Origin of the sequence: Alsobacter metallidurans, assembly GCF_014636935.1 — a bacterium.
Classification (GTDB): Bacteria; Pseudomonadota; Alphaproteobacteria; order Rhizobiales; family Beijerinckiaceae; genus Alsobacter; species Alsobacter metallidurans.
Map to the genome: position 1 here is coordinate 523,018 of NZ_BMES01000003.1, position 17,430 is coordinate 540,447.

Consider the following 17,430-nt stretch of genomic DNA (forward strand, 5'->3'; position numbering starts at 1 on the left):
ATAATCATCGGGTTGCGCTACGGTCGATTCAACCGTTGGTCGCCTCGGCAGGTTGCAAAACGCTATCCGGGCTTCCTGCCGGCGAAACGCACAAGCGCAACGGCGGCGGTTCTGGGGGCAGGGCCGCGGGACCGCATCGCGGAGGCAACATGATGTTAAAGAAGGCTCCTAACCCGATCGACAAGCATGTCGGGAGCAGGGTTCGCATGCGTCGGGTTCTGGTTGGCATGAGCCAGGAAAAACTCGGCGAGGCGCTCGGCCTGACGTTCCAGCAGGTCCAGAAATACGAGAAGGGAACCAACCGCATCGGCGCGAGCCGCTTGCAGCAGATCTCCAAGATTCTCGGCATGCCGGTGGAGTTCTTCTTTGAAGGCTCGCCGCAGCCCGAGATGGAGACCGCCGGTTTCCGCGACGGCGCCGACACGACCTATGTGGCCGACTTCCTGGCCACCAACGAGGGCGTGCAACTCAACCGCGCCTTCCTGAAGATCAAGGACGCCAAGATCCGCCGCCGCATCGTCGACCTCGTGTCGTCCTTGGCCGGCACGGACGGGACTGCGATCCTGGCCGAGACCGGCTTTGCGGAGCCCGTGGCCGACCTGGTCCAGCCGCTCGTCGCCGAGTAATCGGCGGACGCACGCGGTATCGACGCAAGCGCCCGCTCGCCCATCCGGCGGCGGGCTCTTTCGTTCGGAGTAACGAACGCGTCCGGCAATACGGCTTGACCAGAAGAACGCTCCCTGTCACGACACTCCGCTCAGTGGCGGCCTTTGCCGCTGAAAGGACAGGCGAGGGTCATCGTGGCGCGTTCGAGCTATCTGTTCACCAGCGAGTCCGTTTCGGAAGGTCACCCCGACAAGGTCTGCGACCGCATCTCCGACGAGATCGTGGACGCCTTCTACCGCATCGGTCCCGAGCAGGGCTGGGACCCCAAGGACATCCGCGTCGCCTGCGAGACGCTCGCCACCACCAACCGCCTGGTGATCGCCGGCGAAACGCGCGGCCCCGCCGTGCTGACGCGCGACTATCTCACCCATCTGGCCCGTCTCGCCGTGAAGGACATCGGCTACGAGCAGGAGGGCTTCCACTGGGAGAACGCCCAGGTCGAGGTGCTGCTGCACGCGCAGTCGGCCGACATCGCCCAGGGCGTCGATTCGGCCGGCAACAAGGACGAAGGCGCGGGCGACCAGGGCATCATGTTCGGCTACGCCTGCCGCGAGACGCCCGAGCTGATGCCGGCCCCGATCTACTACGCGCACGCGATCCTGGCGCGCATGTCCAAGGCGCGCCGCTCGGGCGAAAGCACCGTGCTGGGCCCAGACGCCAAGAGCCAGGTCACGGTGCGCTACGAGAACGGCAAGCCGGTCGGCGTGACCCAGATCGTGGTTTCGACCCAGCATCTCGACGCCGACCTGTCGTCGCACGACGTCCGCGCCATCGTGGAGCCCTATGCGCGCGAGGCGCTTCCGGAAGGCTGGATCTCGGCCGAAACCGTGTGGCATGTGAACCCGACCGGCAAGTTCGTGATCGGCGGCCCGGACGGCGATTGCGGCCTCACGGGCCGCAAGATCATCGTCGACACCTATGGCGGCGCGGCCCCGCATGGCGGCGGCGCCTTTTCGGGCAAGGATTCCACCAAGGTGGACCGCTCGGCCGCCTACGCGGCCCGCTACCTCGCCAAGAACGTCGTGGCGGCCGGGCTGGCTGAGCGCTGCTCTCTGCAGCTCTCCTACGCCATCGGCGTCGCCAAGCCGCTCTCCATCTACGCCGATCTCTACGGCACGGGCCGGATCGACGAGGGCAAGCTCGAGCAGGCCCTGATGGACATCATGGACCTGACGCCGCGCGGCATCCGCACGCATCTGGGCCTGAACCGTCCGATCTACGCCCGCACGGCGGCCTACGGCCATTTTGGCCGCGCGGCCGAACAGGATGGCGGGTTCAGCTGGGAGAAGACGGACCTCGCCGACCAGCTCAAGTCGCTGGCCTGAGGATCGCGGCATGACGGGCGCCGCGGGCGAAGGCGGCGCGTTCTACGGCCGTCGCAAGGGCAAGAAACTCCGGGCCGGGCAGGCTGATCTCTTCGAGACGCTCCTGCCCCGCCTGCGCGTCCACCCGAAGACGGATCTCGGACAGCCCGAAAGGCTGTTCGGCCGGCCGGTGCGCGAGGTCTGGCTCGAGATCGGGTTCGGGGGCGGCGAGCATCTCTTGTCGCGCGCCCGCAAGAATCAGGATGTCGGCTTCATCGGTTGCGAGCCCTTCGTGAACGGCATGGCCAAGCTGCTGGCCGCGATCGAGGCCGAGAAGCTCGACAATGTCCGCCTGTTTGACGGCGACGCCCTGCAGGTGATCGAGGCCCTTCCGGACGCGTCCATCGCCCGCGTTGTGTTGCTCTATCCCGACCCCTGGCCCAAGCGGCGCCATCACAAGCGGCGTTTCGTGTCGGACGCCATGCTCGCGCGGCTCGCGCGCATTCTCCGGCCCGGCGGCTCGTTCTGGTTTGCGAGCGACATCGACCATTATGTCGGCTGGGTTCTGGCGCGCGTCCTGCGCTCGCCCGATTTCGCGTGGGAGGCCGAGCGCGCGGCCGACTGGCGCGAGCCCTATCCGGGCTGGCCGAGCACCCGCTACGAGGCGAAGGCCTTGCGCGAGGGCCGCACCCCCTCCTACCTGCGCATCCGCAGGCGCTGACGGCGGCGCGACTCCGTGGAGCCGCGCCCGTCCGTCAGTTCATGCGCTCGGCGCGCGGCTCCCGCGCATGCAGGAAGCGGATCACCCGCTTGGCGGTCGCCGGGTTCAGCCTGTCGAAGCTGTCGCGCAGCCGCGTCGCGTCGTAAGGACGATGGCTGGCCGGAACGCGAAAGCGCTGCAGGGAGTCCACGGTTTCCCAGTGGAGGCCTATCGCCTTGCAGACGATCAGCAGCAGGTCCTCGTCCGGATCCACGAACACCCGGTCGGCGATGCTGCGCGGCAGGCTCGCCAACAGCGCAAGGGCGGCGAGCGCCTGGGCGCGGCGTCCCTCGCGCGCGAAGGTGGCCACGTCGGCTTCGCTGAGCTCGCCGCGTCCAAAGCGCAGCGTCAGCTCTTCGATCTCCCGCTCCTCGAGCCGCCTCGCCGTGGCGCCGCCCTCCTCCAGGCGCGCCGCGCCGCGGTCCACCGCGGCCGCCACCAGCCCAGCCATGCGGCTGTCCGCGATGGCGGCGAGCCTCGCCCGCACCACCTCCTTGGCCATGCCGAGCAGCGACTGCAGGTGCTCGTGCGGCAGGTCGGCGCGCTCGCCCAGGGCCAGCTGCAGGTCCTGGTCGCGCGCCGCCAGCGCCATCATGCGGCCGAAACCCGAGGTTGAGATCTTGGCCGTGAGATTGCGCGACAATGAATGCGCGACCGCCCCGTCGCCATGGATCGTGAGCGCGTCCGTGACGCTCTCGCCAATGTTCGGACGCGCGCCGATCGCCACCATGTGGTCGCGGCCGAGCGTCAGCGCGATTGAAACGAGGTCGCCATCGGAGAGGCGCGGGGAGCGCTCCAGAACCGGGCGCGCGACGTCGATCTCGTCGGAGGCGAGCTTGAGAATCGTTTCGGGCGGGGCGTTCGGGACGTCGGCGAGCCGTTCGGCGAGCTCCGAGCGCGCATAGCGCTCGATGCGCTCCGCCAGAAAGCCCAAGACCTGGTCGAAAACCGCGACCTGGTCTTCCACGAGCAATGGCGCCTGGCGCAGAAACAGGTCCGTGACGCTCCGCAGCGTCTGCAGACGCTTCTCGGGTCCGGCGCTCGCCAGCGTGGAGGTGATGTCGCTGGGGATGGGGACGGCCATAGTGTTGCTCCTTTGGAGAACAACCTAGGCGATAGGTATGGGTAGAAAACGAAGGACGTCGCTCGATTGCGGCGCGCTTCGGTAAGCGCGCCTTAACCGTTGCCGACGCGCTGGCGGGCCGAGACGAAGCGCATCACCCGCTGGGCGGTCGGCACGGACAGGCTTTCGTAGCTCGCAAAGGCGCTCTTCAGCAGCGCCTGATGGGGGTTGCTGCCGGTTTTCACGAGCAGGAACGCCTTGAAGGTCGGCCAGCTGTATTTCACGCCGCGCACGATAAAGAGCAGCGGATCGAAATGCGGCGCGCTGAACGCATTCGCGACCGTCTCGGCCGGCATGCCGGCCACATGCGCGAGGCCCACGATGGCGTCGGCCAGCCGATCGGCCTTCAGCATGCGGTTGATCTCGGCTTCGTCGAGGCCGCCCCGCATCTCGATCGCGGTGACGCGCGGCTCGGCCGCCTCGAGATCGGCGACGAGGATCATCGGGCCGGTGTCCGTCATCACCGACACCGCGCCCGCGTCCAGGGCCGCCGCGACGAGGTCGTCGCGATCCGCCATGGAGCTGAGGATCTCGGCCCGGGCGCGCTCCTTGGCGGCCGCGATCAGCGCGACGCCGTGCTGGCTGGGAAGGTCGGGACGCGCGTGCAGGATGTCCTGCAACTCGACGTCCTCGGCGGCGCGTTTCACCATCGTGGTGAAGCCGCGTTCGGAGAACTTGGCCGTTTCGTTTGTGGCGACGCGGCGAACCACTTTCTCGTCGCCACGCACCACGAGCACGTCCGTGACGACCTCCGGCAGGTCGCGACGGGCCGAGATCGCCATCAGGTGCTCCTGGCCGCGCTCCTGCGCGATCTGCACGAGATCGTCGGCCGCGATGCGGGTGGACCGCTCCAGCACGGGAGCCGCAATGGCGACGTTTTCGTCAAAGGCCAGGTCGCGCACGGTCTTGAGCGGCGCATTCGAGACGTCGGCGAGGCGTTCGGCAAGGTCCACGCGGGCCCGGAACTCGATCTCATGCGCGAGCCGCACGATCACTTCGTCGAAAAGCGCCACGTGATTGTCGTTGAGCTTGGGGGACTGCTCCACGAACAGATTGGTGATCCGACGCAGGGTATCGACGCGACGGCCGTCCTGGCCGCTCGCGATCGCGTCCTCGACCTCGGCGACAACCGACTTTAAAGGTTGCATAACTTTCCCCTGCAACGACTGCGGGATAATGCAGGAAAATCGTCACTAAAACGTATCTTCGGCCGCAGAGACCGGCTTGATGCCTTCCGTAAGGTTACGGATCGAGGCGCCCCGAAAAGGCCTCCGGGCGGCGCCCGAAACCCCGCGGGCGCGCGGAAGTCCTTGCATCCGCAGGGTGGATGCGTATAGTGCGCGCCATCCAGAACATCTCATCACGGTCGTCCTGATCGTCATGTGAGAGTGGGGCCTCCGGGACCCGCTCCTTTTCGCTTAGCGTTGCACGAGGACTTTGGTGTCGGAGCTCGACGAACCCAGACTGATCCATGAAACCGGCGTCGCCGCGCGGGTCGGGACCATCGTGGCCCCGGTGCTGGGGGATCTCGGCTTCCGGTTGGTGCGGGTGAAGATCTCGGCCCAGAACGGCTGCACGCTGCAGATCATGGCCGAGCGGCCGGACGGCACGTTCTCGGTGGAGGATTGCGAGGCGGCAAGCCGCGCCATTTCGCCCGCGCTGGACGTCGACGATCCGCTGGACCGGGCTTATCATCTCGAGATCTCGTCCCCGGGCATCGATCGGCCGCTCGTGCGCGCCTCTGATTTCGACCGCTGGGCCGGCCACATCGTCAAGATCGACATGCAGGTCCCGGCCGACGGCCGCAAGCGCTTCCGGGGCGTCGTGGTTGGATCGGACGACGGGCATGCGGTGATCGAGAAGACCGAGATCAAGGAGGGCGAGGAGCCCCGCGCCCGGTTGCGGCTGGCCGACATCGCCGAGGCCCGGCTGGTGCTCACCGACGAACTGATCCGCGAGAGCCTGCGGCGCGGCAAGGCCGAACTCCGCGGCGAAACGCCGGACGAGGACGCCGAGGCCCCCGAGGGCGAAGACGCCGAGGCCGCTCCCGCGCCGGCCCGTCGCGGTCCCGCGCATCAGGCCGCCAAGCCCAAGGGTCCGGCCCGCCAGATGTCCTCCAAGGCCATCCAGAAGGCCAAGGCCAACAATCCGAAATCGGCAGCCGCCAAGGCCGCCGGCGTGAAATATTCCAAAGCCAATCCCAAGCCCAGGCCGAGCAACGGCCGGCCTCCGAAGGAGTGATCACGATGGCCGTTAGCGCCAACAGGCTCGAGCTCTTGCAGATCGCCGACGCGGTCGCGCGCGAAAAGGTCATCGACCGGCAGATCGTCCTCGCCGCCATGGAGGACGCCATCGCGAAGGCGGCCCGCTCGCGCTACGGCACCGAGACCGAGGTCCACGCCGACATCAACAACAAGACCGGCGAGCTGCGCCTGTCGCGCTACCTCCACGTAGTCGACCAGGTCGACAACCCGGCGGTCGAGATCGCCCTGCAGGACGCCCAGCGCTTCAACCCGGCCGCCCAGGTGGGCGACACCATCGCGGACACGCTGCCGCCCTTCGACTTCGGCCGCATCGCCGCGCAGTCGGCCAAGCAGGTGATCGTCCAGAAGGTGCGCGAGGCCGAGCGCGACCGCCAATACGAAGAGTTCAAGGATCGCATCGGCGAGATCGTCAACGGCGTCGTGAAGCGCGCCGAATACGGCAACGTCATCGTGGACCTCGGCCGCGGCGAGGGCATCGTGCGCCGCGACGAGCTGATCCCGCGCGAGGTGTTCCGCCCCGGCGACCGGATTCGCGCCTATGTGTACGACGTGCGCCGCGAGCAGCGCGGCCCGCAGATCTTCCTGTCGCGCACGCATCCGCAGTTCACCGCCAAGCTCTTCGCCCAGGAAGTGCCGGAGATCTACGACGGCATCATCGAGGTGAAGGCCGTCGCCCGCGACCCGGGCTCGCGCGCCAAGATCGCGGTGATCTCGCGCGACTCGTCCATTGATCCGGTCGGCGCCTGCGTGGGCATGCGCGGCTCGCGCGTGCAGGCCGTGGTCGGCGAGCTGCAGGGCGAGAAGATCGACATCATTCCGTGGTCGTCGGATGTCGCGACCTTCATCGTGAACGCGCTCCAGCCGGCCGAAGTCGCCAAGGTCGTTCTCGACGAAGACGCCGAGCGTATTGAAGTTGTGGTCCCGGATGACCAGTTATCCCTTGCGATCGGACGCCGTGGACAGAACGTGCGCCTTGCCTCGCAGCTCACCGGCTGGGACATCGACATCCTGACCGAGGCCGAGGAATCCGAGCGTCGCCAGAAGGAATTCCTCAGCCGCACCACCGTCTTCATGGAGGCGCTGGACGTGGACGAGGTGGTGGGCCAGCTGCTCGCGTCGGAAGGCTTCCGCACCGTCGAGGAACTCGCCTACGTGGACCTCGCCGAGCTCGCGTCCATCGAGGGCTTCGACGAGGACACCGCCGAGGAAATCCAGAATCGCGCGCGCGAATATTTGGCGCGCATCGAAGCCGAATTCGACGCTCGCCGCGTTGAGCTGGGCGTTGCGGACGAGTTGCGCGACGTCGAGGGCGTGACCACCGAGATCATGGTGAAGCTCGGCGAGAACGACGTGAAGACCGTCGAGGACCTCGCGGGGTGCGCCACGGACGACCTGGTGGGCTGGACCGAGCGCAAGGGTGGCGAGACCACCCGCCACGCCGGCTTCCTGGACGGCATGGAAATCTCCCGCGAGGAGGCCGAAGCCATGATCATGGCGGCGCGCGTCAAGGCGGGTTGGATCGAAGCGCCCGTGGCGGAAGCCGAGGGCGAGCAGGACGAGACGGCGGAGGCCTGAGCCCCGCCGTTCCGCAACGGATACGGAGAGGCGCGCAGGCGTGAGGACGAACAGGCGGCAAGAGGCGGAGCATGACGGTCCGGAGCGGACCTGCGTCGCCACCCGTGTGGTTCGTTCGCCCGAGGAGCTGATCCGCTTCGTGGTCGGCCCGGATGACACGCTCGTTCCGGACCTGAAGCGAAAGCTTCCGGGCCGGGGCGTCTGGGTGACGGCGTGCCGGCGGGACGTCGAGGAAGCCGTGAAGCGCAAGGCGTTCGCGCGCAGCCTCAAGGCTTCCGTGCGGGTGTCGCCGACCCTGGCCGACGACATCGAGGAGTTGTTGCGGCGCGACGCGCAGGCGTCGCTCAGCATGGCGAACAAGGCCGGCCAGGTGGTCGGAGGATTTTCGAAGGTGGAAGCCGCCATCCAGCAAGGTGTGGCCGGCGTCCTCCAGGCGACGGACGCCGCCCAGGATGGCGTCCGGAAGATCGGGCAGGCGTTGCGACGCCGCTATGGCGAGAACGCTTCGGCGATTCCTGTCGTGGCGGCTCTCGATTCTTCTGAATTGGGTTTGGCATTGGGACGGTCACATGTGATACATGCAGCGCTCCTCCTAGGGCCCGCAGCCCGCGCATGCCTTGCGCGCTGCCGGGCCTTGGAGCGTTACCGCGCCGGTTACCCCGAAAGGGACGCCCCCGCGGGCCTCACGCACATGACGTTGGCGGAAGCCGGCACGACGACCCCAGAACCGCAGGAACAAGAGCGGAATGACTGATACGAAGAATAGCGGCGACAAGACGCTCCACGTCACCGGCAAGACGTTGAGCTTGAAGCGCCCGGTCGAGCAGGGTGTCGTACGGCAGAGCTTCTCGCACGGACGGTCCAAGGCCGTGGTCGTCGAGAAGGTGAAGAGGCGCATCATCGGTCCAGGCGAAGCCGCCAAGCCGGAGGTCGCGCCGGCGGCGTCCGCGGCGCCCGCCCCGGCTCCGCGCCCCGTCGCGCCTCCCGCCCCGGCCGTGACGGCCGCTCCCGCGCCGGCTCCCGTGGCGGCGGCTCCGGCCCCCGCGCCGGCTCCGGCTCCGGCTCCCGTGGCGGCCGCCGCGCCGGCTCCTGCGCCCGCCGCTCCCGCACCTGCGCCCGTCGCTGCGGCTCCCCGTCCGGCAGTCGCGGCGCCGCCGCGTGCCGCCGTCGCGCCGCCGCGTCCAGCCGCTCCCGCTCCCGCCAGCCGCGGTCCCGCGCCGCAGCAGGGTCGCCCCGGCGCGCCCTCGCGTCCGCAGGCGCCCAGCCGCTCCGGCAGCGGCGTGGTGCTGCGCACCCTCACGGAGGATGAGCGCGACGCCCGCGCGGTGGCTCTCGTCGAGGCGCGCAAGCGCGAAGAGGAAGAGCGCAAGCAGGCCATCATCGACGCCCAGCTGCGCGTCGAGCGCGAGGCCCGCGAAAAGATCGAGCGCGAAGCCGCCGAGGCGCGCAAGCGCGAGGAAGACGCCCGGCACCGCCGCGACGAGGAGGTCCGCCGCAAGGCCGAGGATGAAGCTCGACGCCGCCTTGGCGACGCGGCTCCCGCCGCCGCGCCCGCCGGCGGCGCTCCGGCCTCGGCCGGCGCTCCCGCGGTTCGTCGCCCGCTCGGCCCGACCCCGTCGGCTCCCGGCGCCGCGCGCCGCGTGCAGTCCGAGGAGGAAGAGACCAAGCGGATCATCCGCCGCCCGGGCATGCCCACCAAGATCATCGTTCCGCCGAAGCCCGACCGGGCCAAGACCGCGGACGAGAAGCGCCGTGGCCGCCTGACCGTGTCGGGCGCCACCAGCGGCGAGGACGAGCGCACCCGCTCGGTGGCGGCGTTCCGCCGTCGCGTGCAGCGCCTGAAGGGCGGCCAGTCCAACGAGCCGAAGGAAAAGATCGCCCGCGAGGTGACGATCCCGGAGACGATCACGATCCAGGAACTCGCGAACCGCATGACGGAACGCGGCGTGGACGTGATCCGCTACCTGATGAAGCAGGGCCAGCTCCACAAGATCACGGACGTGATCGACGCGGACACCGCCCAGCTAATCGCCGAGGAGTTCGGCCACACGGTGAAGCGCGTCGCCGAGTCCGACGTCGAGGAGGGCCTGTTCGATGCGCCCGACGCCGACGAGACGCTGGAGACCCGTCCGCCGGTCGTGACCATCATGGGCCACGTCGACCACGGCAAGACCTCGCTGCTCGACAGCATTCGCCACGCCAACGTGGTGAGCGGGGAAGCCGGCGGCATCACGCAGCACATCGGCGCCTACCAGGTGGTGTCGCCGCTGGGCAGCAAGATCACGTTCATCGACACGCCCGGCCACGCCGCCTTCACGGCGATGCGCGCCCGCGGCGCCAAGGTGACCGACATTGTCGTGCTGGTGGTGGCGGCGGATGACGGCGTCATGCCGCAGACGATCGAGGCCATCAACCACGCCAAGGCCGCCAAGGTCCCGATGATCGTGGCGATCAACAAGATCGACAAGCCGGACGCCAAGCCCGAGCGCGTGCGCTCCGAGCTGCTCCAGTACGAGGTGCAGGTCGAGTCCATGGGCGGCGACACCCTCGAGGTCGAGGTGTCGGCGACCAAGAAGATCAATCTCGACAAGTTGCTCGAGGCGATCGCGCTGCAGTCCGAAGTGCTCGACGTCCGCGCCAACGCGGATCGTCCCGCCGAGGGCTCGGTGATCGAGGCCAAGCTCGACCGCGGTCGTGGTCCCGTCGCGACCGTGCTGGTGCAGCGCGGCACGCTGAAGACCGGCGACATCGTGGTGGCGGGTTCGGAATGGGGCCGCGTCCGCGCCCTCGTGTCGGACCAGGGCGCGCAGGTCAGCACGGCCGGCCCGTCCGTCCCGGTCGAGATCCTGGGCTTCAACGGCGCTCCCGAGGCCGGCGACCGCGTTGCGGTGGTCGACAGCGAGGCCCGCGCCCGCGAAATCACCGAGTATCGTCAGCGTCAGCGTCGTGAGCGCGCGGCGGCCCGGGCCGGCAACGCCCGTGGTTCGCTCGCCGACATGATGAGCAACCTGAAGACCGCGGCCGGCCGCAAGGAATTCCCGCTCATCATCAAGGGTGACGTGCAGGGTTCCGTGGAGGCCATCGCCGGAGCGCTGGAGAAGGTCGGCAACGACGAGGTCGCGGCGCGCCTGATCCATCTTGGCGCCGGCGGCATCAACGAGAGCGACATCACGCTGGCGGAAGCGTCCGGCGCGGTGGTGCTCGGCTTCAACGTCCGCGCCAACAAGGAGGCCCGCGAGGCCGCCGAGCGTTCGGGCGTCGAGATCCGCTACTACAACATCATCTACGACCTCGTGGACGACATCAAAAAGGCCATGTCGGGCCTGCTGCCGCCGACGCTCCGCGAGGAGCGTCTCGGCGAGGCCCGCATCCTGCAGGTGTTCGCGGTGTCGAAGATCGGCAAAGTGGCGGGCTGCCTCGTGCAGGACGGCCGCGTGGAGCGCGGCGCCAGCGTGCGCCTCATCCGCGACAACGTCGTCATCCACGAGGGCAAGCTCTCGACGCTCAAGCGCTTCAAGGACGAGGTCAAGGAAGTCCCCTCGGGCCAGGAATGCGGCATGGCCTTCGAGAACTACCAGGACATGCGCACCGGCGACGTGATCGAGTGCTACCGGGTCGAAGAGGTCCGGCGCTCGCTGTAAACGGAGCCAAGCCTTCCCTTCTCCCCGGCACGGGGAGAAGGTGGCGCGAAGCGCCGGATGAGGGGCGACCTGTCGGGCTTTCGCTCGATTATGCCCCCTCACCCCAGCCCTCTCCGCGTTCCGGGGAGAGGGGGATTTCAACCTCGCGCCGGTCCGATCCCGGGCGGGAGACCCATGATGAAACGCGATTCCGATTCCAAGCCGGCAGGCCCGTCCCAGCGCATGCTGCGCGTGGGCGAGCTCATTCGCCACGCCGTCACCGAGATCCTGTCCCGGGGCGAACTGCCCGAGCAGGTCTTTACCCAGGCCTTCGTGACGATCCCGGAAGTCCGCATGAGCCCGGACCTCAAGCTCGCGACCGTGTACGTGACGCTGCACAACGAGAAGCTCGGCAAGGCCGTGCTGAAGGCCTTCGAGAACAACCGCAAGATCATCCGCACCGACGTGGCCCGCAAGGTGAACCTGAAATTCGCCCCGGACGTGCGCTTCCGGCTCGATGACCGCCTCGACGAGGCGGCCAAGATCGACGCCCTGCTGCGCTCCCCCGAGGTTCAGCGCGATCTCGCCCGCCCCTCCGACGACCAGGACGACGAGTAAGCGCATGAACGCGCCCCGCAGGAACCGTGTCGACGTGCACGGCTGGATCGTGCTCGACAAGCCGGTCGGCATGACGTCGACGCACGCCGTGGCGGCCATGCGCCGCTTGCTGAACGCCAAGAAGGCCGGTCACGCCGGCACGCTGGACCCGCTGGCCTCGGGCATTCTGCCGCTCGCCTTCGGGGAGGCGACCAAGACCGTTCCCTACGTGGTGGATGGCGAGAAGGCCTACACGTTCACGGTGGCGTGGGGCGTCGAAACCGATACGGACGACACGGAGGGCCGCGCGGTCGCGACCTCCGACAAGCGTCCCGCCCTGGCCGAGATCGAGGCCGTGCTGCCGCGCTTCATCGGCATCGTGTCGCAGGTGCCGCCGCGCTACTCGGCGATCAAGATCGACGGCGAACGGGCCTACGACCTCGCGCGCGACGGCGAGCAGGTCGAGATGGTCGCCCGCGACGTGCACATCCATGCCTTGCGGATCGTCGCCGCGGATGAGAATTCGGCCACTTTCGAGGCTGAATGCGGCAAGGGCACCTATGTACGCGCGATTGCGCGCGACATGGGCCGCGCCCTGGGGTGCCTGGGCCACGTCACCGCCCTTCGCCGGACGCGGGTCGGACCGTTCACGCTCGCGGACGCGACCCCTTGGGCCGACATGGCCGACGACCCCAAGGCCGCAAGTGAAGCCTTGCTTCCTGTTGAAGGTGGTCTTACCGAGTTGGATTGCGTGGTGCTGTCGCGCGATGGCGCAGCTCGCCTCAAGCGGGGGCAATCGGTGATCCTGCGGGGGCGCGACGCCCCGGCCGAGGGCGGCCCGCTCTATGCGGCTTGCGGCGGCGTCGTGATCGCGGTCGGCATGGTGGAGAAAGGCGAATTCATTCCGAGCAGGGTCTTCAACCTGCCGTTCTGAGCAGGGTTAGCCTGCAGCTCCGAGCAACTTGCCCGCATATTTGAGGCGGGTGATGAAAGCGGGCCGGCGCGTTCCCGGCACAGTTTTTTGACCCAAAAGGCATTGCGATGAAGACGATTGTGTTGATCGACGGCGGACACTTGCGCGTTCTCGCGCGGCAGGCCGGCCTGATCTATGACGCCGACCTGATCGAGGCCGTCGGCCTGGGCTGCGTCGACCGCGCTGAAGCGCTCATCCGGATCCAGTATTACGACTGCGTGCCTTTCAACGGCGTCGTGCGGTTGCCGGTGACCGGCGTCGAGCGGGATTTCGCCGGCACCGACCGCTGGCTCTACGACCTGTCCGAGCGCGACTACATGATGGTGCGGCTCGGCACCCTCAAGTTTCGCGGCTTCAAGCCCCGCGCCCTGCCGCTGGCCCCCGGCCTCACGGACGACGATTTCCGCCCGGATTTCGAGCAGCGCGGGCTCGACCTGCGCATCGGGCTCGACATCGCCGACATCGTGAGCCAGCGCTCGGCCGAGCGCTTGATCTGGGTGACGGGCGATCCCGGCCTCGCGCCGGCCTTTGAGCATGCGCGCCAGCGCGGCCTCCAGGTCATCGTCGTCACGTTCCCGGGCCAGCGCGTGCCGCCGGAGCTGTTGTGGGCGGCCGATGTCAACCGGCGCATGGAGTGGCCTGCCAACTGAGGAGCCGCCGGGCGCCGCAAACGCCTGCGCTGGCCAGAGGCGGCCAGGCGCGCTAGCACTGCGCGCTCAAGCGCCAGCAACGCCGGAGCCGCCATGCCCCCCTTCAAGCTTCTCGTGATCCCGGTCACGCCGTTTCAGCAGAACTGTTCCGTGCTGGTGTGCGCCAGCACCAACAGGGCCGCCGTGGTGGATCCTGGCGGCGACCTCGACCAGATCCGCGCCGCGGTGGCGCAAACGGGCGCGACGGTCGAGAAGATCCTGCTGACGCATGGCCACATCGACCATGCGGGCGGTGCGGCCGACCTCGCGGACCAGCTCGGCGTCGCGATCGAGGGCCCGCACCGGGCCGAGGAGCAGATCCTCGCGAACCTGCCCCAAAGCGGGCTGCGCTTTGGCATCACGGGCGCGAGGGCCGTGACGCCTGGTCGCTGGCTGGACGACGGCGACGTCGTCACCGTCGGGGCGCTCGCTTTCGACGTGCTGCATTGCCCCGGCCATTCGCCCGGCAGCGTCGTGTTCGTGTGGCGGCGCGCCGCCGAGGGGGCCGAGCGCGAAGCGCAGGGCTTCTGCCTGATGGGCGACGTGCTGTTCCGCGGTTCTGTCGGCCGCACCGACCTGCCGGGCGGCAGCCACGAGCAGCTGCTCGCGTCGATCCGCGCCAAGATCCTGCCGCTGGGAGACGAGGTCGCGTTTCTTCCCGGCCACGGACCGATGAGCACGATCGGGCAGGAGCGCGTGTCGAACCCCTACCTCGTCTAGAAGGCTCGCGGTCAGACAGCCCGGCGGCCAGCGGCGCGCCGGCAACTATCGCTGGATTTCACGCTCTGTTCGTGTCATGAGACCGCCATCGCGCTGGCCATTCCGGCGCGAGCCGCCTTGGCGCGACCGTGCTGGACGACATCCCGGCCCGGCCGACATGCGGAGCGAAACGGCCCTTTGCGCGCAAGCGACATGGCCCGTTCGCCGTCCCTGCGGGGACGAAACCCCTCACCAGAAAGGACTGACGATGTCGATCACTGCGGAGCGCAAGCAGGCGCTCATCACCGAACACGCCACCAAGGCCGGCGACACCGGCTCGCCCGAGGTCCAGGTCGCGATCCTGACGGAGCGCATCACCAACCTCACCGAGCACTTCAAGACCCACAAGAAGGACAACCACTCCCGTCGTGGTCTCCTGAAGCTGGTGTCGCAGCGCCGCTCGCTGCTCGACTACCTGAAGAGCCGCAGCGAGGATCGCTACCGCTCCCTGATCGAGCGCCTCGGCATCCGCCGCTAAGCCGTCTCCCGCCGGTTCGCCGGCGGGCGCCCTTCGTCGTGGCGGCCTAGCCGCCGCGACGTTTTCCGGGACCGGGGCGCAGTTCGCCCGTTCCCGTATCCGTAAGGCGGCGCCACCGCGCCGCACTGTCCGTGTAGGCGTCGCGACAGATCCCGCGACGTAGCCGGCAGGCGAAGGCAGGACGCCGGCGCCGCCGCAACCCGGCCCGTTCTGACGTTCATGGCAGGATCGCCGGATGCTTTTCCGCCCGGGCGCCGCGCAAGCGCCGTTCCGAGGGGCGACGGGAAAGCCTCTCGCCGTCTTGCTCATGGCGTCGGTCCCGGCCGTCAGGCTGAAAGAGACCGACCGATGTTCGATGTTCAACGTGTTGAATTGACCTGGGCCGGGCGCAAGCTCGTGCTCGAGACCGGCCATATCGCCCGCCAGGCCGATGGCGCCGTGCTGGCCACCTATGGCGAGACCACCGTGCTGGCCACCGTCGTCTCCGCCAAGGAGCCGAAGCCGGGCGTGGACTTCTTCCCGCTCACAGTGAACTACCAGGAAAAGGCCTTCGCGGCCGGCCGCATCCCGGGCGGCTACTTCAAGCGCGAAGGCCGGCCGACCGAGAAGGAGACGCTGGTCTCCCGCCTGATCGACCGCCCGATCCGCCCGCTGTTCGTGCAGGGCTACAAGCACGACACCCAGGTCATCGTCACCGTGCTGGCGCATGACCTCGAGAACGATCCCGACATCGTCGCCATGGTGGCGGCCTCCGCCGCCCTGACGCTCTCGGGCGTGCCCTTTATGGGCCCGGTGGGCGGCGCCCGCGTCGGCTACATCAACGGCCAGTACCGCCTCAACCCGACCGTCGCCGAGCTCAAGGATTCGGTGCTCGACCTCGTGGTCGCGGGCACGGCCGACGCCGTCCTGATGGTGGAGTCGGAAGCCAAGGAGCTCGCCGAGGACGTGATGCTCGGCGCCGTGATGCACGGCCACAAGGGCTTCCAGCCCGTGATCGACGCCATCATCAAGCTCGCCGAGCGCGCCGCCAAGGAGCCGCGCGACTTCTCGACCCCGGACAACTCGGCGATCGAGAAGCGCATCCTCGACCTGATCGAGACCGACCTGCGCGACGCCTTCACGACCCCGGTGAAGCAGGAGCGCCAGGACAAGGTCGCGGCCGCCAAGGCCAAGGCCGCCGCCGCGCTGTGCGGCGAGGGCGTCGAGAACGCCATCGACAAGCAGCTCTTCAACACGGTGTTCAAGGACGCCGAGGCGAAGATCGTGCGCTTCAACATCCTCGACACGGGCGTGCGCATCGACGGCCGCGACGTGAAGACCGTGCGTCCGATCGAGGCCGCAGCCGGCCTGCTGCCCCGCGCCCACGGTTCCGCGCTGTTCACGCGCGGCGAGACCCAGGCGCTCGTGGTGGCGACGCTCGGCACCTCGGACGACGAGCAGTACATCGACTCGCTGGAAGGCACCTACAAGGAGACCTTCCTCCTTCACTACAACTTCCCGCCCTACAGCGTCGGCGAGACCGGCCGCATGGGTTCGCCCGGCCGTCGCGAGATCGGCCACGGCAAGCTCGCCTGGCGCGCCGTGCATCCGATGCTGCCGCCGCACCACGAGTTCCCGTACACCATCCGGCTCGTGTCGGAGATCACCGAGTCCAACGGCTCGTCCTCCATGGCGACGGTGTGCGGCTCCTCGCTGGCCCTGATGGACGCTGGCGTGCCGCTGCGCTCCCCGGTGGCCGGCATCGCGATGGGCCTGATCCTGGAAGGCGAGCGCTACGCGGTGCTCTCCGACATCCTGGGCGACGAGGACCATCTCGGCGACATGGACTTCAAGGTGGCCGGCACCGACAACGGCATTACGTCGCTGCAGATGGACATCAAGATCGCGGGCATCACCGAGGAGATCATGCGGGTCGCCCTCGACCAGGCCAAGGGTGGGCGCCTGCACATCCTCGGCGAGATGGCCAAGGGCCTCGCCGGCGCTCGCCAGGAGCTCGGCCAGTACGCGCCGCGCATCGAGACCATCAAGATCCCGACCGACAAGATCCGTGAAGTGATCGGCTCGGGCGGCAAGGTGATCCGCGAGATCGTCGAGAAGACCGGCGCCAAGGTCAACATCGAGGACGACGGCACCGTGAAGGTCGCCTCCTCGGACGCCGCCTCCATTACGGCCGCGCTGAACTGGATCAAGTCCATCGCCAGCGAGCCCGAGATCGGCGTGATCTATGACGGCACTGTGGTGAAGACCACCGACTTCGGCGCCTTTGTGAACTTCTTCGGCGCCAAGGACGGCCTGGTCCACATCAGCCAGCTCGCCGCCAACCGCGTCAACAAGGTCACGGACGTGATCAAGGAAGGCGACAAGGTCAAGGTCAAGCTGCTCGGCTTCGACGAGCGCGGCAAGGTGCGGCTCTCCATGAAGGTCGTCGACCAGGCGACCGGCGAGGACCTCGAGAAGAAGCAGAAGGACCAGCCCGAGGCGGCCGCCGGGGAGTGATTTCTCCTCTGCTCGCTAGTCGGCTCGGTTGAGCTCAGCCCCGCGTTCGCAAGAACGCGGGGTTTTTAGTTGCGCCCGTCGATGGGCCTGCCGCGACCGGCCTGGGCGCCGGCTTGGCAACCTTGC

Annotated in this window: 15 protein-coding genes; 13 read left to right on the forward strand and 2 right to left on the reverse strand. The window is 68.5% G+C overall.

Annotation, left to right across the window (positions count from 1 at the left end; translation table 11 throughout):
* Window positions 1-152: 152 nt before the first annotated feature.
* The 3 genes from IEV99_RS23425 (at window position 153) to trmB (ending at window position 2,691) form a co-directional block, all read left to right on the forward strand.
* Entirely contained in the window at window positions 153-626 is a 474-nt protein-coding gene (locus IEV99_RS23425; RefSeq protein ID WP_188520247.1) for a helix-turn-helix domain-containing protein, read from the forward strand.
* A 174-nt stretch (window positions 627-800) separates the two neighbouring features.
* Entirely contained in the window at window positions 801-1,991 is a 1,191-nt protein-coding gene (metK, locus tag IEV99_RS23430) for a methionine adenosyltransferase (protein WP_188520248.1), read from the forward strand.
* 10 nt (window positions 1,992-2,001) lie between these two features.
* Window positions 2,002-2,691 (forward strand): tRNA (guanine(46)-N(7))-methyltransferase TrmB, encoded by a 690-nt coding sequence (gene trmB, locus IEV99_RS23435; protein WP_188520249.1) that lies wholly within the window; start codon window positions 2,002-2,004, stop codon window positions 2,689-2,691.
* A 34-nt stretch (window positions 2,692-2,725) separates the two neighbouring features.
* Here the strand turns inward: trmB and IEV99_RS23440 are convergent, their stop codons facing one another.
* Complete coding sequence (locus IEV99_RS23440) at window positions 2,726-3,814, reverse strand: DUF2336 domain-containing protein (protein WP_188520250.1); 1,089 nt, start codon at window positions 3,812-3,814, stop codon at window positions 2,726-2,728.
* Window positions 3,815-3,906: 92 nt separating this feature from the next.
* A complete protein-coding gene (locus tag IEV99_RS23445) occupies window positions 3,907-5,001 on the reverse strand; it encodes a DUF2336 domain-containing protein (protein WP_188520251.1) in 1,095 nt (364 codons plus the stop codon).
* Window positions 5,002-5,293: 292 nt separating this feature from the next.
* Here IEV99_RS23445 and rimP point away from each other — a divergent pair, with 292 nt between their 5' ends.
* From rimP to pnp, 10 genes are all read left to right on the forward strand, one after another.
* Complete coding sequence (gene rimP, locus IEV99_RS23450; protein ID WP_188520252.1) at window positions 5,294-6,094, forward strand: ribosome maturation factor RimP; 801 nt, start codon at window positions 5,294-5,296, stop codon at window positions 6,092-6,094.
* 5 nt (window positions 6,095-6,099) lie between these two features.
* Window positions 6,100-7,692, forward strand: a complete 1,593-nt coding sequence (gene nusA, locus IEV99_RS23455) for a transcription termination factor NusA (protein ID WP_188520253.1) — start codon at window positions 6,100-6,102, stop codon at window positions 7,690-7,692.
* Window positions 7,693-7,732: 40 nt separating this feature from the next.
* Window positions 7,733-8,446, forward strand: a complete 714-nt coding sequence (locus IEV99_RS23460; protein ID WP_188520254.1) for an RNA-binding protein — start codon at window positions 7,733-7,735, stop codon at window positions 8,444-8,446.
* Window positions 8,439-11,333: a translation initiation factor IF-2 gene (infB, locus tag IEV99_RS23465; protein ID WP_188520255.1), complete on the forward strand. Its 2,895-nt coding sequence runs from the start codon at window positions 8,439-8,441 to the stop codon at window positions 11,331-11,333. The genes IEV99_RS23460 and infB overlap by 8 nt, the downstream gene beginning before the upstream one ends.
* Window positions 11,334-11,507: 174 nt before the next feature.
* Window positions 11,508-11,930: a 30S ribosome-binding factor RbfA gene (gene rbfA, locus IEV99_RS23470; RefSeq protein ID WP_371875824.1), complete on the forward strand. Its 423-nt coding sequence runs from the start codon at window positions 11,508-11,510 to the stop codon at window positions 11,928-11,930.
* Between the two features lie 4 nt (window positions 11,931-11,934).
* Window positions 11,935-12,843: a tRNA pseudouridine(55) synthase TruB gene (truB, locus tag IEV99_RS23475; RefSeq protein WP_188520257.1), complete on the forward strand. Its 909-nt coding sequence runs from the start codon at window positions 11,935-11,937 to the stop codon at window positions 12,841-12,843.
* Window positions 12,844-12,950: 107 nt separating this feature from the next.
* Complete coding sequence (locus tag IEV99_RS23480) at window positions 12,951-13,532, forward strand: NYN domain-containing protein (protein WP_188520258.1); 582 nt, start codon at window positions 12,951-12,953, stop codon at window positions 13,530-13,532.
* A gap of 93 nt (window positions 13,533-13,625) precedes the next feature.
* A complete protein-coding gene (locus IEV99_RS23485; protein WP_188520259.1) occupies window positions 13,626-14,291 on the forward strand; it encodes an MBL fold metallo-hydrolase in 666 nt (221 codons plus the stop codon).
* Window positions 14,292-14,538: 247 nt separating this feature from the next.
* The gene (gene rpsO / locus IEV99_RS23490; protein ID WP_188520260.1) at window positions 14,539-14,808 is read left to right on the forward strand and encodes a 30S ribosomal protein S15; all 270 of its coding nucleotides are present in this window, start codon (window positions 14,539-14,541) and stop codon (window positions 14,806-14,808) included.
* 348 nt (window positions 14,809-15,156) lie between these two features.
* Window positions 15,157-17,304, forward strand: a complete 2,148-nt coding sequence (gene pnp, locus IEV99_RS23495) for a polyribonucleotide nucleotidyltransferase (RefSeq protein ID WP_188520261.1) — start codon at window positions 15,157-15,159, stop codon at window positions 17,302-17,304.
* Window positions 17,305-17,430: the final 126 nt, after the last annotated feature.